Source organism: Micromonospora globbae, assembly GCF_036184225.1.
Taxonomy (GTDB): Bacteria; Actinomycetota; Actinomycetes; order Mycobacteriales; family Micromonosporaceae; genus Micromonospora; species Micromonospora globbae.
Genome location: NZ_CP108084.1, coordinates 5,595,020 through 5,609,395, shown reverse-complemented (window position 1 = coordinate 5,609,395; position 14,376 = coordinate 5,595,020). Strand labels below are relative to the sequence as shown.

The following is a 14,376-nucleotide window of genomic DNA, read 5'->3' as shown; positions in this document are numbered from 1 at the left end:
GAGTTGAAGTGCGCTTCAACTTGCAGGCTAGCGGCATGACCATGACAACTGCCAACACGCCCCGCCCGACGGGCGGGGCCACGCCCCCCGGACCGGCGCCGGCACTGCCGACCGTGCCCGGCCCGCCCGCCGTACCCGGCCCGGTCGCCGGGCCATTGGAGCGGCTGCGCGCCGGCCGGGAGTTCGGCGCCAACGTGTACTCGACGATCGACGTGCTCTGGGTGCTCTACGACCGGATCCTGCGGATCACGCCGGAGACGACCGACGACCCGGACCGGGACCGGTTCCTGCTCTCCAAGGGGCACGCGGTGGCCGGCTACTACGCCGTGCTCGCCGCGAAGGGCTTCATCCCGCCGGACTGGCTGGACGACCAGGGCGGGCCGGACAGCCGGCTCGGCGACCACCCCGACCGGACCCTGGTGCCCGGCGTGGAGATCGGTTCCGGATCGCTCGGCCACGGGCTCGGCCTCGGCGTCGGCACCGCGCTCGGGCTGCGCGCGCAGGGCCTGCTCACCCCCCGGGTGTACGTGCTGCTCGGCGACGCGGAACTGGACGAGGGCTCCAACCACGAGGCGATCGCGTACGCCGGGGCCACCGGCCTGGCCAGCCTGACCGCCGTGGTCGTCGACAACCACTCGGCCACCCACGGCTGGCCCGGCGGGGCGGCCACCCGGTTCACGGCGAACGGCTGGACCGCGGTGACCGTCGACGGGCGCGACCACGACGCCCTGCACCACGCCCTGACCGGGCACGACAACCACCGACCGCACGTCGTCGTCGCGGTCGTCGGAGGGGAGTGACCCGTGCGACAGACCTTCGTCGACACCATGACCGACCTGCTGGCCGAGGACCCCCGGACCGCCCTCGTGCTCGCCGACATCTCCGCGGCCGCCTTCACGCCGGCCGCCGCCCGGCATCCCGAGCGCGTCCTGAACGTCGGCATCCGGGAGCAGCTCATGATGGGCGTCGCGGGTGGGCTGGCGCTCACCGGGCTGCGGCCGGTCGTGCACAGCTACGCGCCCTTCCTCGTGGAGCGGGCGTACGAGCAGATCAAACTCGACCTGGACCACCAGGCCGTGAGCGCGGTGCTGGTGAGCGTCGGCGCCTCGTACGACCGGGCGGCCGCCGGCCGTACCCACCTCTCCCCGGCCGACGTCTCACTCATCGACACGCTGCACGGCTGGACCGTGCACGTACCCGGGCATCCCGGTGAGGTGTCGGCGCTGCTGCGCGACGCGGTGGCCGGGGACGGTTCGGCGTACCTGCGGCTCTCGATCCTGCACAACGACCGGCCGCACGGCACGGACGGCGCCCTCACCGTGGTCCGCGACGCCGGCCCGGGAGCGCCGCTGCTCGTGGCGGTCGGCCCGGTGCTCGACGCCGCCCTGGACGCGGTCGCCGACCTGGGCGTGACCGTGGCGTACACCAACCGGCCCCGGCCGTTCGACACGGCGGGTCTGCGGAAACTGGCGGGCACCGAGGTGATCCTGGTCGAGCCCTACCTGGCGGGTACGTCGAGCCGGGTCGTGTCGGACGCGCTGGCGGACCGCCCGCACCGGCTGCTGGCCCTCGGAGTGGGGCACGCCGACCTACGTCGGTACGGCTCCGCGGAGGACCACACCCGGTGGCACGGACTGGACGCGGCCGGCCTGCGCCGGTCGATCACCCGCTTCCTGGAGGCGGCGCTGCAACCGGCGCGCTGAGCGGCGGAACGACCTGGCGAGGGGCGGACCTCAGCGGTCCGCGTCGACCGGACGGCGGCGGGTGCGCTCCCGGCCGAGGATCCAGAGCGCCTCGACGCCGTCCCGCCAGGTGATCTTCTTGCCCTCCTCGCGCCCCCGGGCCCGGTAGCTGATCGGCACCTCGTAGGGGCGGATGCGCCGGCGCAGCAGCTTGCCGGTCACCTCGGCCTCCATGCCGAAGCCACGGGAGCGGATGTTCAGCGAGCGGTAGAGCGATACCGGCATCAGCTTGAAGCAGGTCTCAAGGTCGCCGATGTAGGAGTTGAACAGGATGTTCGCCGCCATCGTGACGCCCTTGTTGCCGATCACGTACCAGAAGCTGTACGCGCTGTGGCTGCCGAAGGTGCGGTTGCCGTAGACGACGGTGGCGCGGCCGTCGAGCACGGGGTCGAGGAGCTTCGGGATGTCCTGCGGGTCGTACTCGAGGTCGGCGTCGAGGATGACCATGTACTCACCCTCGGCGTTGTCGACGGCCGTCTTGATGGCCGCGCCCTTGCCCGCGTTCCGCTGGTGGGTGATGACGCGAACCCGCTGATCGTCGGTGCGGCCCAGGATCTCACCCGTGCCGTCCCGGCTGCCGTCGTCGACCACGACCAGCTCGATTTCACAGGGATAGTCGACCGCCAATGCCTGCTTGAGGGCATCCGCGATGCGCTCTTCCTCGTTGTAGACCGGCATAAGGATCGAGAGCTTCACGGAAATCTCCATGGTGGGACGACCTGTCGAGGCCTAGCGTAGCCTGGCTGGTCAGCGCAACGCCGCCCCCCATCATCGGACATCCGGCGTGGCGGACGAGACGGATGGTGTTTACTTCCCGCCATGTCGGCAGCCGGCTACCTGCTCACGGCGGCACCCGTCGTCGCCATGGCCCTGCTCGCCGCCGCGACACGGCCGATGGCGCGGACCGCGGCGCCTCGTCGACTCGCGACGGTCCGTGCCGCCCTGATCACGGGTGGTTACGCCGTACTCACGGTCGAGGTGCTCGGCGTCCTGCACGCGTTGACCCCCCTGACCGTGACCGCCGCCTGGCTGCTCTTCCTCGCGGCGGCCGGGGTGGCCGCCGGGTGGCGCCGACGCCGCGACGCCGTGCGGGGCGGGGAGGCCGTCGCCGCCGCGCCACAGCCGGCGTTGGTCGGTGCACCGGCCGGCCCGCCGGCGGCGCCGGGCACCGCTGAAGCCGGCCCGGCCGGGGTTCCGCCCGACGCCCGCCCGACCCGTGACGGCTGGCGGACCCGGCTGGCCGAGCGCTGGCGTACGGCCAGCCGGGGCGAACGGCTGCTCGCCGGCACGACGGCCGGGCTGCTCCTGGCGGAACTGGTCGTCGCGCTCCTCGCCGAGCCCAACAACTTCGACTCGCAGACCTACCACCTGCCCAAGGTCGAGCGCTGGGTAGCCCAGGCGGACCTCGACTTCTGGGCGACCGCCATCCACCGGCAGGTGACCATCCCGCCGGGCGCCGAGTACCTGCTGCTGCACCTGCGGCTGCTCACCGGCGGTGACCGGCTGCACAACCTGGTGCAGTGGGCTGCCGGCGTGGGCTGCCTGCTGGTGGCCGCCCGGATCGTCGCGCAGCTCGGCGGTGGCCGTCGGGCTCAGCTCCTGACCGCGTTCGTCCTGGCGACCACGCCCATGGTGGCGTTGCAGGCGACCAGCACCCAGACCGACCTGGTGGTCGCCGCCTGGGTCGGCTGCGCCGCGACGCTGGTGCTCGACGAGCTGCGGCGGCGTACCGGGCTGGGCACGCTGCTCGGGCTCGGGGCGGCCGCCGGGCTGACCGCCGTGACCAAGACCAACGGGCTCATCGCGGTCGGCCCGCTGCTGGTGCTCTGGGGACTGGCCCAGCTCCGGCTCGCCCGCGCCGGTTCCGCGACGGCAGACGGCAGCGACGCGGCGGGCGAGAGGGGTGCGGCCGGCGCGGGCGGCCCGGGCGGGGCAGACGGCCGGGGCGGCGCGCGCGGCGAACCCGGCGCGGGCGGGGCGGGGCCCCGGATCGCCCGGACGGTCGGCGGCGCGGTGCTGGTCGTGGTGGTGGCGGCGGCCGTGGTCGGTCCCTTCGTGGCGCGGGTCACGGCGGAGTTCGGGCATCCCCTCGGGCCACCCCGGCTGCGGGAGTCGATTCCCATGGAGCGGCACGACCCGCTGTCGGTCCTGGTCAACGCGGCCCGGATCGGGCACACCGCGTTCGACACCCCGTTCGCGCCGCTACGCCACGCCGCCGCCGAGGCGATCATCCAGGGCGCCGAGGCGATCGGCGTCGACCCGCAGGACCGGGAGATCACGTTCGGACGGGAGATCTTCCCGGAGCCGTCCTGGTACCCGGACGAGGACCGCGTGGCGTTCCCGCTCACCGGGGCGCTCGCGCTGCTGGGAACGGCTGTCGCGCTGGCCCGACCGCGGCGGCTCGCCCCGCCGGACGTGGGGGCGCTGCGGGCGTACGCGGCGCTCGTGGTGCTCGTCGTGGTGCTGCACACCGCGATGATCAAGTGGCAGCCGTGGGGCAACCGGCTGCTGCTGTACGTGCTGACGCTCGCCGTACCCCTGGCCGGGCTCTGGCTCGACGCGCTGTTCCGCCGCCGTGCGAGCACGCCCACGCTCGCCGTACCCGCCACACCGGTCGCGGGCCGGCGGTCGATCGCCGCGCTGGCGGCCACGGTCGTCCTGGCCACCTCCGCGCTGGCCGGCGTGCTCGCGGTGTCGTACGGCTTCCCGCGCCGGCTGGTCGGTGCGGGATCGGTCTTCACCGCGTCGGAGTGGGAGACCCGGTTCCTGCGCCGGCCACAGTGGGCCGACGAGTTCCGGTGGGCGGCCGCGGCGGTACGCGACAGCGGCGCCCGCCGGATCGGCCTCGTGGAGCAGAACGACAACTGGGAGTACCCCTGGTGGCTGCTCCTGCGCGACGCCGACGGGCGGCCACCGGAACTGCTGGCGCTCCGGTCGGTGCTTCCGGACCGGCCACCGGCCGAGCCGTCCTCGGTGGACGCCATCGTCTGCACCGGGCCCCGGACGGCGTGCGTCCGGCTCGTGCCGCCCGGCTGGCGGGTCGAGTACCGGACGTACGTCGGCTACGCCCTGCCTCCGCCCGGCTGATCCGTCCGGGCGGACCGTCCGGGCGGACCGTCCGGGGTGAGCGGGCCGATCAGGGGTGCCCGCCCGGGGGGCGGCGTCCGGATCGCCCGAAGGGCACCGTTCGGCAGTCCGCGCAAGGATTACGAGACGCATTCACATGTGCCGATCCGCACGTTACCGTCTGGTAACTCAATCGACATCCTGCGATTGAGCGGAAAGGAGTGCGTCGATGCCTGTCACCTCCGCCAGGCGCGAACGGACCACCCGGCGGCGCATCGCCGTCGCGGCCGTCGCCGCCGCTCTCGCCCTGCCGATGTTCGCCGGCCCGGCCGCCCCCGCCGTCGCCGCCGACCGGCCGGCCATCCAGCCCCTCCCGGCGAACCTCGAGGCCATCCGCGCCGCCGAGGCCACCGCCCTCTACGGCACACCGGACATCCGGCCCATCGAGCAGCGCCGCACGGCGCTCATCACCATGGGCGACAGCGAGATCTCGGGTGAGGGGGTGGGCAACTACGTCCCCGGCACCCACGAGCCCGGGAACTGGTGCGACCGCTCGTACGACCAGGCGGTGTTCCGCACCGGCATCGCCGCGGACGAGAGGTACAACATCGCCTGCTCGGGTGCCACCCCGTGGAACCTCATCCGGGGCGGGCCCACCCAGCACAACGAGCTGAACCAGGGCGACCACCTGGCGATCAAGGCGCGGAACACGCACATCAGGCTGATCTGGGTGGTGGTCGGCGCGAATGGTGACGGGACCATCCAGTTCGGCCCGGTGGCCACGGACTGCGCCCTGCGCCGCGTGCTGTTCCAGGGCCCGTGCTACCCCACCTACACCGACGAGTGGACGGTCCGCACGGACGGCAGCCGCCAGGCCGTCGAGGCGGCGCTCACGGACATCCGCAACACCATGACCGGCGCCGGCTACCTGCGCTCGGACTACGAGCTGGTGCTCATGTCGTACCCGAGCCCGGGCAGCCCCGACGTCGAGGACAACCCGGACTTCCCCGGCTGGTACGCGGGCGGCTGCCTGCTCTACCTGGCCGACGCCGCGTTCGCCCGGAACAAGGCGGTGCCGCTCTTCGAGTCGGCGCTGCGCGCGGCCGCCGCCAACACCGGCACCCGCTACCTGGACGCCAGCCGCCTCTTCCACGGCCACGAGGTCTGCACCGACAGCACGTCGGTACGCGGCCTCTACATCGAACTCGGCATCTGGGATGAGAACGCGGCCCGCCAGTCGTTCCACCCGAACTACCGCGGGCACGGCATGTTCGCCCAGTGCATCACCCAGTTCTGGAACTCGGGGCAGCAGCGGGCCACCTGCGTCGACCCGGCCAGCACGGGCACGGGCGTGCTCTACGACGGGCTGCTCGAGTTCCGCCAGCTGCGCAACCAGGCCACCGGCACCTGCCTGGACGGCAAGGGGTACGACTCGCGCAACGGCACGCCGCAGCAGTCGTACGGCTGCCACGGCGGACGCAACCAGGGCTTCTGGTACGACGCGACCCGGCAGTCGCTGCACTCCGAGCTCTCCCACGACCGCTGCCTCGACGTCGCCAACGGGTCACTGACCTCGGGGACGGCCGTGAACATCTACGACTGCCACGGCGGGGCGAACCAGAAGTTCGTGTTCGTGGGCAGCCAGATCAAGCCGGCCGGCAACAACAACCTCTGCCTGGCCTTCGACAACCCGCTACTCGGCACGCCGCGGCTGCGGCTGGCCACCTGCTCGACGAGCAGCCGCCAGAAGTGGTCCTTCGAGTCCCGCAACTTCCCGAACCCGGTCGGCTACGGCCACGACGACTTCATCGGCTCCCGGGTGTACTGACCCTGACCGCCCCTCCACCCCCGCGATCTTGCACTTTCCGCCCCGACAAAAGCCACACACCACCACGAACCAGGGGCACAAACTGCAAGATCGCGGGGAGTGGGCGGGGGCGCGCGGGCTCGGGGGGTTAGCGGACGGGGGTGGGGTGGGGGGACGTTTTGGGGCGGGCGGTTGCCGTGGGCTCACCGATGGTCGCGACGATCCGCTCCCGTGCGGCCCGCAGGCGGGTACGGAAGGCGTGGTTGAGCAGCGTGTCGAGCTGCCACACCTGCTTCGGGTGCCCGGTACGGATCAGGAACCGCTCGCGGACCCCGTCGATCGCCGTGGCGGCCAGCTCGACGGAGTGCGTACGCGGGTCGGGGCTCCACGTGACGTTGCTGAGTTCCCGCAGTTCGGTGTTGAGGTGCAGGCGGAGCCGGTGCAGCACCCGGGTCTGCTGGGTGACGACGAGTCGTCGGTGGGTGAGCAGGAGCAGGTACTCGCCGCCGACCGGACGGTCGGGACGGCTGCACCGGGTCACCAGGATGGTGGCGTCGCCCGAGCCGACGCAGCGGCGGAAGACGGGCATGTGCCGGCTGACGGTCTGCAGCGCCAGGCCGGCCTCGGCGGCGGCCGGAAGGAACGTTCGGGAGAAGACGTCCATGCTCTGCCCAACGACACGCGTGCGGCAGTGACATGGGTCACGCGCAATTTGCAGAAGTTCCACGGGCCACGGTCGCACCGCCTGTCCGACATCCGGCCCTGAGCCCGGTGGGACATGCGGGCGTGGGATTCCCGCTGTCGTGAGCCCGCTCAGACTTCGTCCGGCGTCAGCAATTCGGCGAGCCAGCCTGGCACCGCCTCGGCGTACTCGGCCCGGGCCGGGTCGGCCGTGTCGAGCGACCGACGCCAGGAGAGCGCCCGGCTCACCGTGGTGACGTTCACGGCCAGGCGGGCCGCCTCCACGAGCGTGGCCCTGTCGTACGCGTCCGTCCACGGCTCCAGGTAGGCGTCGCGCAGCCGGGTCAGGACGGGATCGCCCGGTTCCCGCTCGGACGCGTACCGGATCGAACGGAGGGTCACGAGCAGGGTGCCGAACGGGTGCGCCACCGACGCGTCGCCCCAGTCGAAGAAGCGGTAGCCGCCGGCGGGCGTGGCGAAGATGTTGCCGTCGTGCAGGTCGTCGTGCTGGATCGTGGCGGGGACACCGATCTCGGCGAGCCGCCGGCACCGGTCGGCGTACGCCGGCAGCTCGGCCCGCAGCCGGTCGTACGTCTCCGTGCTCAGTCCGCCGTCCGCGCCGATCCGCAGCGACTCCCAGTCGTCGAGCAGATCGGACAGCAACGCGGGCAGGCGCTCGGGCCGGTGGTCGGGGACACCGAGGGCGAGCAGCCCCTCGACCCGTTGCGCGACGGCGCGCTGGAGCGCGGCGTACGCGGTCAGTGCGTGCTCCCAGTGGTCCAGATCGGGCTGCCCGCCGACCAGCTCGCGCAGCGACGCGCCGCCGTCGGGCAGGAGCGACCAGCCCCGGGCGGCGTCCACGGCGATGGGCGCGAGCAGGTGGTCGGGCGCCAGCTCGGCCAGCACCGCGAGCAGCCCGGCCTCGTGAACGGTGCCCGGGTTGTTCGCCTTGAACCAGACGGGGCCGGCGTCGGTGGGCACCCGCCAGACGAGCGACCACGGCCGTACGCGCGCCTCGACCGGGCCGGTCACCCGCCGGCCGGCCGCAGCGAGCCTCCCGACGAGCCAGTCGCGGGCCTCGTCCTGTCGCTGCGCGTCGGCCCAGCCCCGCCGTCCGTCGGTGGTCACGGCACCGCAGGCTAGGCGGGGTCGCCGGCCCGGGGCCACCGGATTTGGCGGCCGGCGCACGATCCGGCCGGAGCAGCTTCGCGACCGGCACGCCGCCCGGCCGGAGCAGCTCGACGACGCGCGCGCCGCTCGGTCAGAGCAATTCGACGATCGTGGCGTTGGCCATGCCGCCGCCCTCGCACATGGTCTGGAGCCCGTAACGGATCCCGTTGTCCCGCATGTGCTGGAGCATCGTCGTCATGATCCGCGCTCCGGAGGCGCCGAGCGGGTGGCCGAGGGCGATCGCCCCGCCCCGCGGGTTGAGCCGCTCCGGGTCCGCCTCCGTCTCGGCCAGCCACGCCAGGGGTACCGGGGCGAACGCCTCGTTCACCTCGTACACCCCGATCTCCTCGATGCCCAGGCCCGCGCGGCGCAGCGCCTTCGCGGTGGCCGGGATCGGCGCGGTGAGCATGGTGACCGGGTCGTCGGCGGCGACGACCGCGGTGTGGATCCGGGCCAGCGGGCGCAGCCCGTGCCGGCTGGCCCACTCACTCGTCGTGACCGCGAGGGCGGCCGCGCCGTCGGAGATCTGGGACGCGGACCCGGCCGTCACCACGCCGTCCTCCCGGAACGGTGTGGCCAGCTCCCCCAGCTTCTCCAGCGAGGTGTCCCGGCGGATGCCCTCGTCGGCGGCGAACTTGCCGCCGTCGGCCAGCGCCACGGGGGCCAGCTCCGGGTCGAACGCGCCGGCGTCCTGCGCGGCGGCCGCCTTCTCGTGGCTGGCCAGGGCGAACTCGTCGAGCTGCGTACGCGAGAAGCGCCACCGCTGGGCGATCAGCTCGGCGCCGACGCCCTGGTTGAAGGGGAGCGGGGAGTCCTCGGCGACGCCCTCGACGCCGCGGTAGCGCTGCCGCACCGCGTCGCTGAACGGCGTTCCGCCGGCCACGCTGGAGCCCATCGGCACCCGGGTCATCGACTCGACCCCGCCGGCGACCACGAGGTCGGCCTGCCCGGAGAGCACCGTCGCGGCGGCGAAGTGCAGGGCCTGCTGGCTCGATCCGCACTGCCGGTCCAGGGTGGTGCCGGGCACCGACTCCGGCCAGCCGGCGGCCAGCACGCCGTTGCGGGCGATGTTCCACGACTGCTCCCCCACCTGGGAGACGCAGCCCCAGAACACGTCGTCGACCTGCGCGGGGTCGATGCCGGTGCGCTCGGCCAGCGCGCGCAGCACGTGGGCCGACAGGTCGACCGGGTGCACCCCGGCGAGGCTGCCCTTACGCCGCCCCACGGGGGTGCGTACGGCGCCGACGATAACCGCGTCACTCATGTCTACTCCCCGGTAACCTGGGCTGCCCCGATCCTACGTCCTCGACTGGCCGGATGCCCCACCCCGCGGCGCGCCGTCGGACGACACCACCGGCCCCCGTCCGCTGGCATGCTGGGCGGGTGGAGGAGACGTTCCCGGTACGGGAGTGGCGGGTGCCCGCGAACCTGCCCGCCGCGAAGATCGCCGGCGCGGTCCTGCTGGTCTCGCTCGGCCTGCTGTTCGCCGACGGCGACGTGGTCCGTCTGGCGCTCGCCTGCGTGGCGGCCGCCGCACTCGCCGTGTGGGGAGCCCGCGACCTGCTGGCACCCGTCCGCCTGGCGGCCGACGACGCGGGGGTCACCGTGATCCAGGGGTTCGCCGGGCGGCGGCACCTGCCCTGGCCGGCGGTCGAGGCGATCACCGTGGACCGCCGGTCCCGGCTGGGCCTCTCCACCGAGACCCTCGAGATCGATGCCGGGGACTCGCTGCACCTGTTCAGCCGGTACGACCTCGGCGCCGAGCCCGGGGAGGTGGCCCGGCTGCTGCGCGTGGCGCGGACGGCCGCCGTGCCGGAGTCGACGCGACCGCCGCGACGGCCGGACCACCCCTGAGCCGCGGGTCACCGGACCACCCCTGAGCCGCGGGTCAGCCGGCCGGGACCTCCGGATCGCGGCCCGGGTCTCAGCCCGCCAGGAGCTGGGCCGTCCGGAACAGGGCCAGCGCCAAAAGGATCAACACGATGATCGCGCCGCCCGCGAACTGCACCAGCGTGCGGCGGGAGCGGGGCGCGTACGCGAGCACGAGGGCCATCAGGCCGCCGACCACCAGGCCGCCCAGGTGCCCGGCGATCGAGATGCTCGGCACGGTGAACGTGAAGATCAGGTTGATGACGAGGATCGGCAGGATCGCCGAGGTGTCCCGCCCGAGCCGCCGCATGATGACGAAGATCCCGGCGAACAGACCGAAGACGGCCGTGGACGCGCCGGCGGTGGCCGCGTTCTGGGCGCTGAACAGGTAGGCCGCGACGTTCCCGCCGAAACCGGCGATCAGGTAGAGGGCCAGGAAGCGCAGCGGCCCGAGGGTGGCCTCCAACGACCGGCCGAGCACCCAGAGCGCCCACATGTTCAGCAGCAGGTGCAGGACGCCGTAGTGCAGGAACATCGCGGTGACGAGCCGGTACCACTCGCCGTCGGCGACGCCGCCCACCGTGCCGTCGGGGAAGACGGCGAGCCCGAGCACGGCGCCCCAGTCGGTCAGCGGCGTGCTGCCGCCGAGCAGTCCGCCGAAGCCGCGCCCGCCCACGGCCGCGTCACCGCCCCGGTCGGAGGCGATGGAGAGGAGCATCAGCAGGACGTTGACCGCGATCAGCGCCTTGGTGACGTAGCCGTGCCGGCCGGCGGCACCGCCCCCGAAGGCGGTACGCGCCGGCCGGACGCTACGGCGCCCCTCGTTGACGCACTCCGGGCACTGGTGGCCCACCGACGCCGCGCGCATGCAGTCCGGGCAGATCGGCCGGTCGCAGCGGGTGCACCGGACGTACGTCTCCCGGCCGGGGTGTCGGTAGCAGACCGGGGTGGTCGGCGGCGACTCGCTCACCGTGTCCACCCTCCGGAGCGCTCAGTCATGCGAGCAAAGGTACCTCGCGCGCGCCTCAGGCAGCGTTCCGCTCGATCTCGACCCGCTCGATGACGACGTCCTGCAGCGGACGGTCGCTCGGGCCGGTCGGGGTGTTGGCGATCGAGTCGACCACCTTCGCCGACTGCTCGTCGGCCACCTGCCCGAAGATCGTGTGCCGGTTGTTCAGGTGCGGCGTCGGGGCGACGGTGATGAAGAACTGCGAGCCGTTGGTGCCCGGCCCGGCGTTCGCCATCGCCAGCAGGTACGGCCGGTCGAAGCGCAGCTCCGGGTGGAACTCGTCGGCGAACTTGTAGCCGGGGCCGCCACGGCCGGTGCCGGTCGGGTCACCCATCTGGATCATGAAGCCGGCGATCACCCGGTGGGAGATGGTGCCGTCGTAGTACGGACCCTTGCCCGGCTGGCCGGTGCGCGGGTCGATGTATTCGCGCGTCCCCTCCGCCAGCTCGACGAAGTTGCGGACGGTCTTCGGGGCGTGGTTCGGGAAGAGCTCCAGCCGGATCGGCCCGGCGTTGGTGTGCAGGGTGGCGTAGATGGACTCGGCCACGGGTACTCCTCACTCGTTGGTCAGTTCCATGCGGATCCTCCCATGTGCCCGATCTGGCATCACGGAGGCATCCGAAGGTGGAGGATGACGGAGGAACAACTCCCAGGAGGTGGGACCGTGTTTGGAATGGGGCGGCGGAAGTCCCAGAGGCAACTCGCGAGGGCCGAGCTGAACCAGGGCATCAGTCACCTGATGCAGGCAGCCACGTACGCCGCCAAGGGCGCTGGCGCGACGGTCGGACCGCGCGTCCAGGCGGCCCGGGACCATGTCGGACCGACGGCGGCGAGACTGCGTGACCGCGCCGCGACCGGCTGGGGGACCACGCTCACCTCGCTCGCACCGCTCGCCGCGGCCGCCCGCGACGGCGCCGTGCAGGCGGGTTCGATGACCAGGAAGGCGAAGTCGAGGAACATGCGGATGACCGGGAAGAAGAAGCAGCCGCGCCGCCGCGGCCGGATGATGACGGGCCTGCTGGCCGCCGGCGCGATCGCCGGCGTGGCCGGGATGATGGCCGCGCGGCGCCGCCGGGAACAGCAGGAGTGGGCGGAGTACGACCCCACCCGCACGCTGGAGCCGATGCGGGACGAGGTCGACACGATCGAGGTGCAGACCCGGTCGACGCCGGCCGGCGCGAAGATGGCCGACGCGACGACCTCCCGTACGTCCGCTGTGGGCGGTGGCCCGACCGGGGCGGGCAGCTCGGCGGTGGCCGGTGGCGACAGCGCCTCCACCACCTCGACGGGCACCCGCGCGAAGGTCCAGCCGACCGACAAGGTTCCCTCGGTGGCCGACGGCGCCACGGACGTCTCCGGCCGGCCGGCGGACGACCTCACGAAGGCGATGGGCAAGGACACCGCCCGCACCAACGGGCGTCGCTGACCGCGGACGCGGTGGAGGAGCGCCGGCGAGGCGGGGGCATCCCGCTACGCCGGCGCCTCCGCGTCCGGGACGCCGGCGTGCGACGGGGCGCCGGCCGTGCGGGGCGGGGCGCCGGGTCGCCGCTCGCGGTCAGAGCCAGCCGTTGCGGCGGAACCAGCGGTACAGCATGTACGAGCAGGCCACCATGACGGCCCAGATGAACGGGTAGCTGTACTTCCACTCCAGCTCCGGCATGTACCGGAAGTTCATGCCGTAGATGCCGGCGATGGCCGTCCAGACCGCCGCGATGGCCGCCCACGCCGCGATCTTGCGCATGTCGTTGTTCTGGTCGACCGTGACCTGGGCGAGCCGCGCCTGGAGGATCGAGTTGAGCAGGTCGTCGTACGAGTTCACCTGCTCGACCGTGCGGCTGAGGTGGTCCTGCACGTCGCGGAAGTAGCGCCGGATCTCCTTCGGCACGTCCCGGTTGACGTCCGACGTCAGCCGCAGCAGGGGGCGTTGCAGCGGCACCACGGCCCGCTTGAACTCCACCAGCTCGCGCTTCATCTGGTAGATCTTCTGGATCCGGCCGCTGCCGTTCCGGTCGAACACCTGCGCCTCGAGCAGGTCCAGGTCGTCCTCGAGCTGGTCGGCGACCTCCAGGTAGAGGTCCACGACCCGGTCGGTGATGGCGTACGCGACGGCCCACGGCCCGTGGAGCAGCAGCTCCTGCTTGGTCTCCAGGTCGGCCCGGACCGGCGCGAGCCGGCACGCGTCGCCGTGCCGGACGCTGATGAGGAAGTTCGGGCCGATGAAGAGCATCACCTGCCCGGTCTCCACCACCTCGGACGACTCGGTCAGCTCGCCGTGTTCGCAGTACCGGGCCGTCCGCAGCACGAGGAAGCTGACGTCGCCGAACTGCTCCAGCTTCGGGCGCTGCGCCGCCTTCACCGCGTCCTCGACGGCCAGCTCGTGCAGCCCGTACGTGGCCGCGATGGCGGTCATCTGCTCCAGTTCCGGCTGGTGGAGCCCCAGCCAGACGAAGGCGTGCTCCTCCCGGCGGGCGGCGGCCAGCGCCTCGGCGTACGTCCAGTCGCCCGGCTGCCGCCTGCCGTCGACGTAGAGCGCGCAGTCGACCACCGCGTCCCGACCGGGGCGGGAGGGCTCGGGGACGCGCGGTGCGCCGTCGGTGCTCAGGATGCGTGTCATCGCCCGCACCGGAGCCGCCCAGGCTCGCGGTCGCGGCAGCCGCCCCCCGTTCGGCGAGGAGATCCGGCCTCGTTGCTCCCGATCCGTCATCGTGCCCCCTCTCCACGCTCCGCCGCCCGGCGAGTCGCGCCGGTCGGCCTCGATGGCCGGATTGCAGGGTACGCCCGATCGGTCCGTCACCGCCTGTGACGGCTCGGTACGTGAAGCGGGGCCGGGCGGGCCGGGTCGCATCGGGGGGTGAGGGGACGACGCGGCCCACCCGGCGCCCTGTGGGGGCGGGGGTTGTGCTGGTCACGCCACTTCCGACCGGGGCGACGAGGGTCGGGCCCGCTCGTTGCCGGCTCGACCGGCGACGAGGATCGGAGGACGCCCTCGGCTACACGTCGTGAGTGACGCTCGCAGCATTGTGGGCCCGCCG

General features: G+C 73.1%; 13 protein-coding genes. 6 read left to right on the top strand and 7 right to left on the bottom strand.

The genetic code is table 11. The features are described from left to right. Nucleotides 1-8: 8 nt before the first annotated feature. Both OG994_RS25405 and OG994_RS25400 read left to right on the top strand, forming a co-directional pair. Nucleotides 9-800 carry a transketolase gene (locus tag OG994_RS25405; RefSeq protein ID WP_328851189.1) on the top strand — a complete coding sequence of 264 codons (792 nt, stop codon included), beginning with the start codon at nt 9-11 and terminating at the stop codon, nt 798-800. 3 nt (nt 801-803) lie between these two features. Next, nucleotides 804-1,703 carry a transketolase family protein gene (locus OG994_RS25400; protein WP_328851188.1) on the top strand — a complete coding sequence of 300 codons (900 nt, stop codon included), beginning with the start codon at nt 804-806 and terminating at the stop codon, nt 1,701-1,703. 30 nt (nt 1,704-1,733) lie between these two features. On the opposite strand, the gene OG994_RS25395 is transcribed toward OG994_RS25400, so the two are convergent. Continuing rightward, nucleotides 1,734-2,438 carry a glycosyltransferase family 2 protein gene (locus OG994_RS25395; RefSeq protein WP_328851187.1) on the bottom strand — a complete coding sequence of 235 codons (705 nt, stop codon included), beginning with the start codon at nt 2,436-2,438 and terminating at the stop codon, nt 1,734-1,736. A gap of 123 nt (nt 2,439-2,561) precedes the next feature. Here OG994_RS25395 and OG994_RS25390 point away from each other — a divergent pair, with 123 nt between their 5' ends. Together OG994_RS25390 and OG994_RS25385 are read left to right on the top strand one after the other, a co-directional pair. After that, nucleotides 2,562-4,829 carry a hypothetical protein gene (locus OG994_RS25390; RefSeq protein WP_328851186.1) on the top strand — a complete coding sequence of 756 codons (2,268 nt, stop codon included), beginning with the start codon at nt 2,562-2,564 and terminating at the stop codon, nt 4,827-4,829. Nucleotides 4,830-5,037: 208 nt separating this feature from the next. Further along, the gene (locus tag OG994_RS25385; protein WP_328851185.1) at nt 5,038-6,636 is read left to right on the top strand and encodes a ricin-type beta-trefoil lectin domain protein; all 1,599 of its coding nucleotides are present in this window, start codon (nt 5,038-5,040) and stop codon (nt 6,634-6,636) included. A 127-nt stretch (nt 6,637-6,763) separates the two neighbouring features. On the opposite strand, the gene OG994_RS25380 is transcribed toward OG994_RS25385, so the two are convergent. The 3 genes from OG994_RS25380 to OG994_RS25370 form a co-directional block, all read right to left on the bottom strand. Further along, nucleotides 6,764-7,279: a hypothetical protein gene (locus OG994_RS25380; RefSeq protein WP_328851184.1), complete on the bottom strand. Its 516-nt coding sequence runs from the start codon at nt 7,277-7,279 to the stop codon at nt 6,764-6,766. Between the two features lie 149 nt (nt 7,280-7,428). Continuing rightward, nucleotides 7,429-8,424 (bottom strand): phosphotransferase, encoded by a 996-nt coding sequence (locus OG994_RS25375; RefSeq protein ID WP_328851183.1) that lies wholly within the window; start codon nt 8,422-8,424, stop codon nt 7,429-7,431. 133 nt (nt 8,425-8,557) lie between these two features. Beyond that, a complete protein-coding gene (locus OG994_RS25370; protein ID WP_328851182.1) occupies nt 8,558-9,730 on the bottom strand; it encodes a thiolase family protein in 1,173 nt (390 codons plus the stop codon). A 119-nt stretch (nt 9,731-9,849) separates the two neighbouring features. Here OG994_RS25370 and OG994_RS25365 point away from each other — a divergent pair, with 119 nt between their 5' ends. Beyond that, nucleotides 9,850-10,320 (top strand): PH domain-containing protein, encoded by a 471-nt coding sequence (locus OG994_RS25365; protein WP_328851181.1) that lies wholly within the window; start codon nt 9,850-9,852, stop codon nt 10,318-10,320. A gap of 70 nt (nt 10,321-10,390) precedes the next feature. On the opposite strand, the gene OG994_RS25360 is transcribed toward OG994_RS25365, so the two are convergent. Both OG994_RS25360 and OG994_RS25355 read right to left on the bottom strand, forming a co-directional pair. Next, the gene (locus tag OG994_RS25360; protein ID WP_120331452.1) at nt 10,391-11,305 is read right to left on the bottom strand and encodes a rhomboid family intramembrane serine protease; all 915 of its coding nucleotides are present in this window, start codon (nt 11,303-11,305) and stop codon (nt 10,391-10,393) included. A 55-nt stretch (nt 11,306-11,360) separates the two neighbouring features. Continuing rightward, nucleotides 11,361-11,891: a peptidylprolyl isomerase gene (locus OG994_RS25355; protein WP_120331421.1), complete on the bottom strand. Its 531-nt coding sequence runs from the start codon at nt 11,889-11,891 to the stop codon at nt 11,361-11,363. 84 nt (nt 11,892-11,975) lie between these two features. Here OG994_RS25355 and OG994_RS25350 point away from each other — a divergent pair, with 84 nt between their 5' ends. Continuing rightward, complete coding sequence (locus OG994_RS25350) at nt 11,976-12,770, top strand: hypothetical protein (protein ID WP_328851180.1); 795 nt, start codon at nt 11,976-11,978, stop codon at nt 12,768-12,770. A 129-nt stretch (nt 12,771-12,899) separates the two neighbouring features. Here OG994_RS25350 and corA read toward each other — a convergent pair whose 3' ends face one another. Further along, nucleotides 12,900-14,048 (bottom strand): magnesium/cobalt transporter CorA, encoded by a 1,149-nt coding sequence (gene corA / locus OG994_RS25345; protein WP_120331419.1) that lies wholly within the window; start codon nt 14,046-14,048, stop codon nt 12,900-12,902. Nucleotides 14,049-14,376 lie beyond the last annotated feature (328 nt).

Coding starts and splice junctions, on each gene's coding strand:
- OG994_RS25390 (WP_328851186.1), top strand. CDS start 2,562: ATGTCGGCAGCCGGCTACCTGCTCACGGCGGCACCCGTCGTCGCCATG.
- OG994_RS25385 (WP_328851185.1), top strand. CDS start 5,038: ATGCCTGTCACCTCCGCCAGGCGCGAACGGACCACCCGGCGGCGCATC.
- OG994_RS25380 (WP_328851184.1), bottom strand. CDS start 7,279: ATGGACGTCTTCTCCCGAACGTTCCTTCCGGCCGCCGCCGAGGCCGGC.
- OG994_RS25370 (WP_328851182.1), bottom strand. CDS start 9,730: ATGAGTGACGCGGTTATCGTCGGCGCCGTACGCACCCCCGTGGGGCGG.
- OG994_RS25350 (WP_328851180.1), top strand. CDS start 11,976: ATGACGGAGGAACAACTCCCAGGAGGTGGGACCGTGTTTGGAATGGGG.
- corA (WP_120331419.1), bottom strand. CDS start 14,048: ATGACGGATCGGGAGCAACGAGGCCGGATCTCCTCGCCGAACGGGGGG.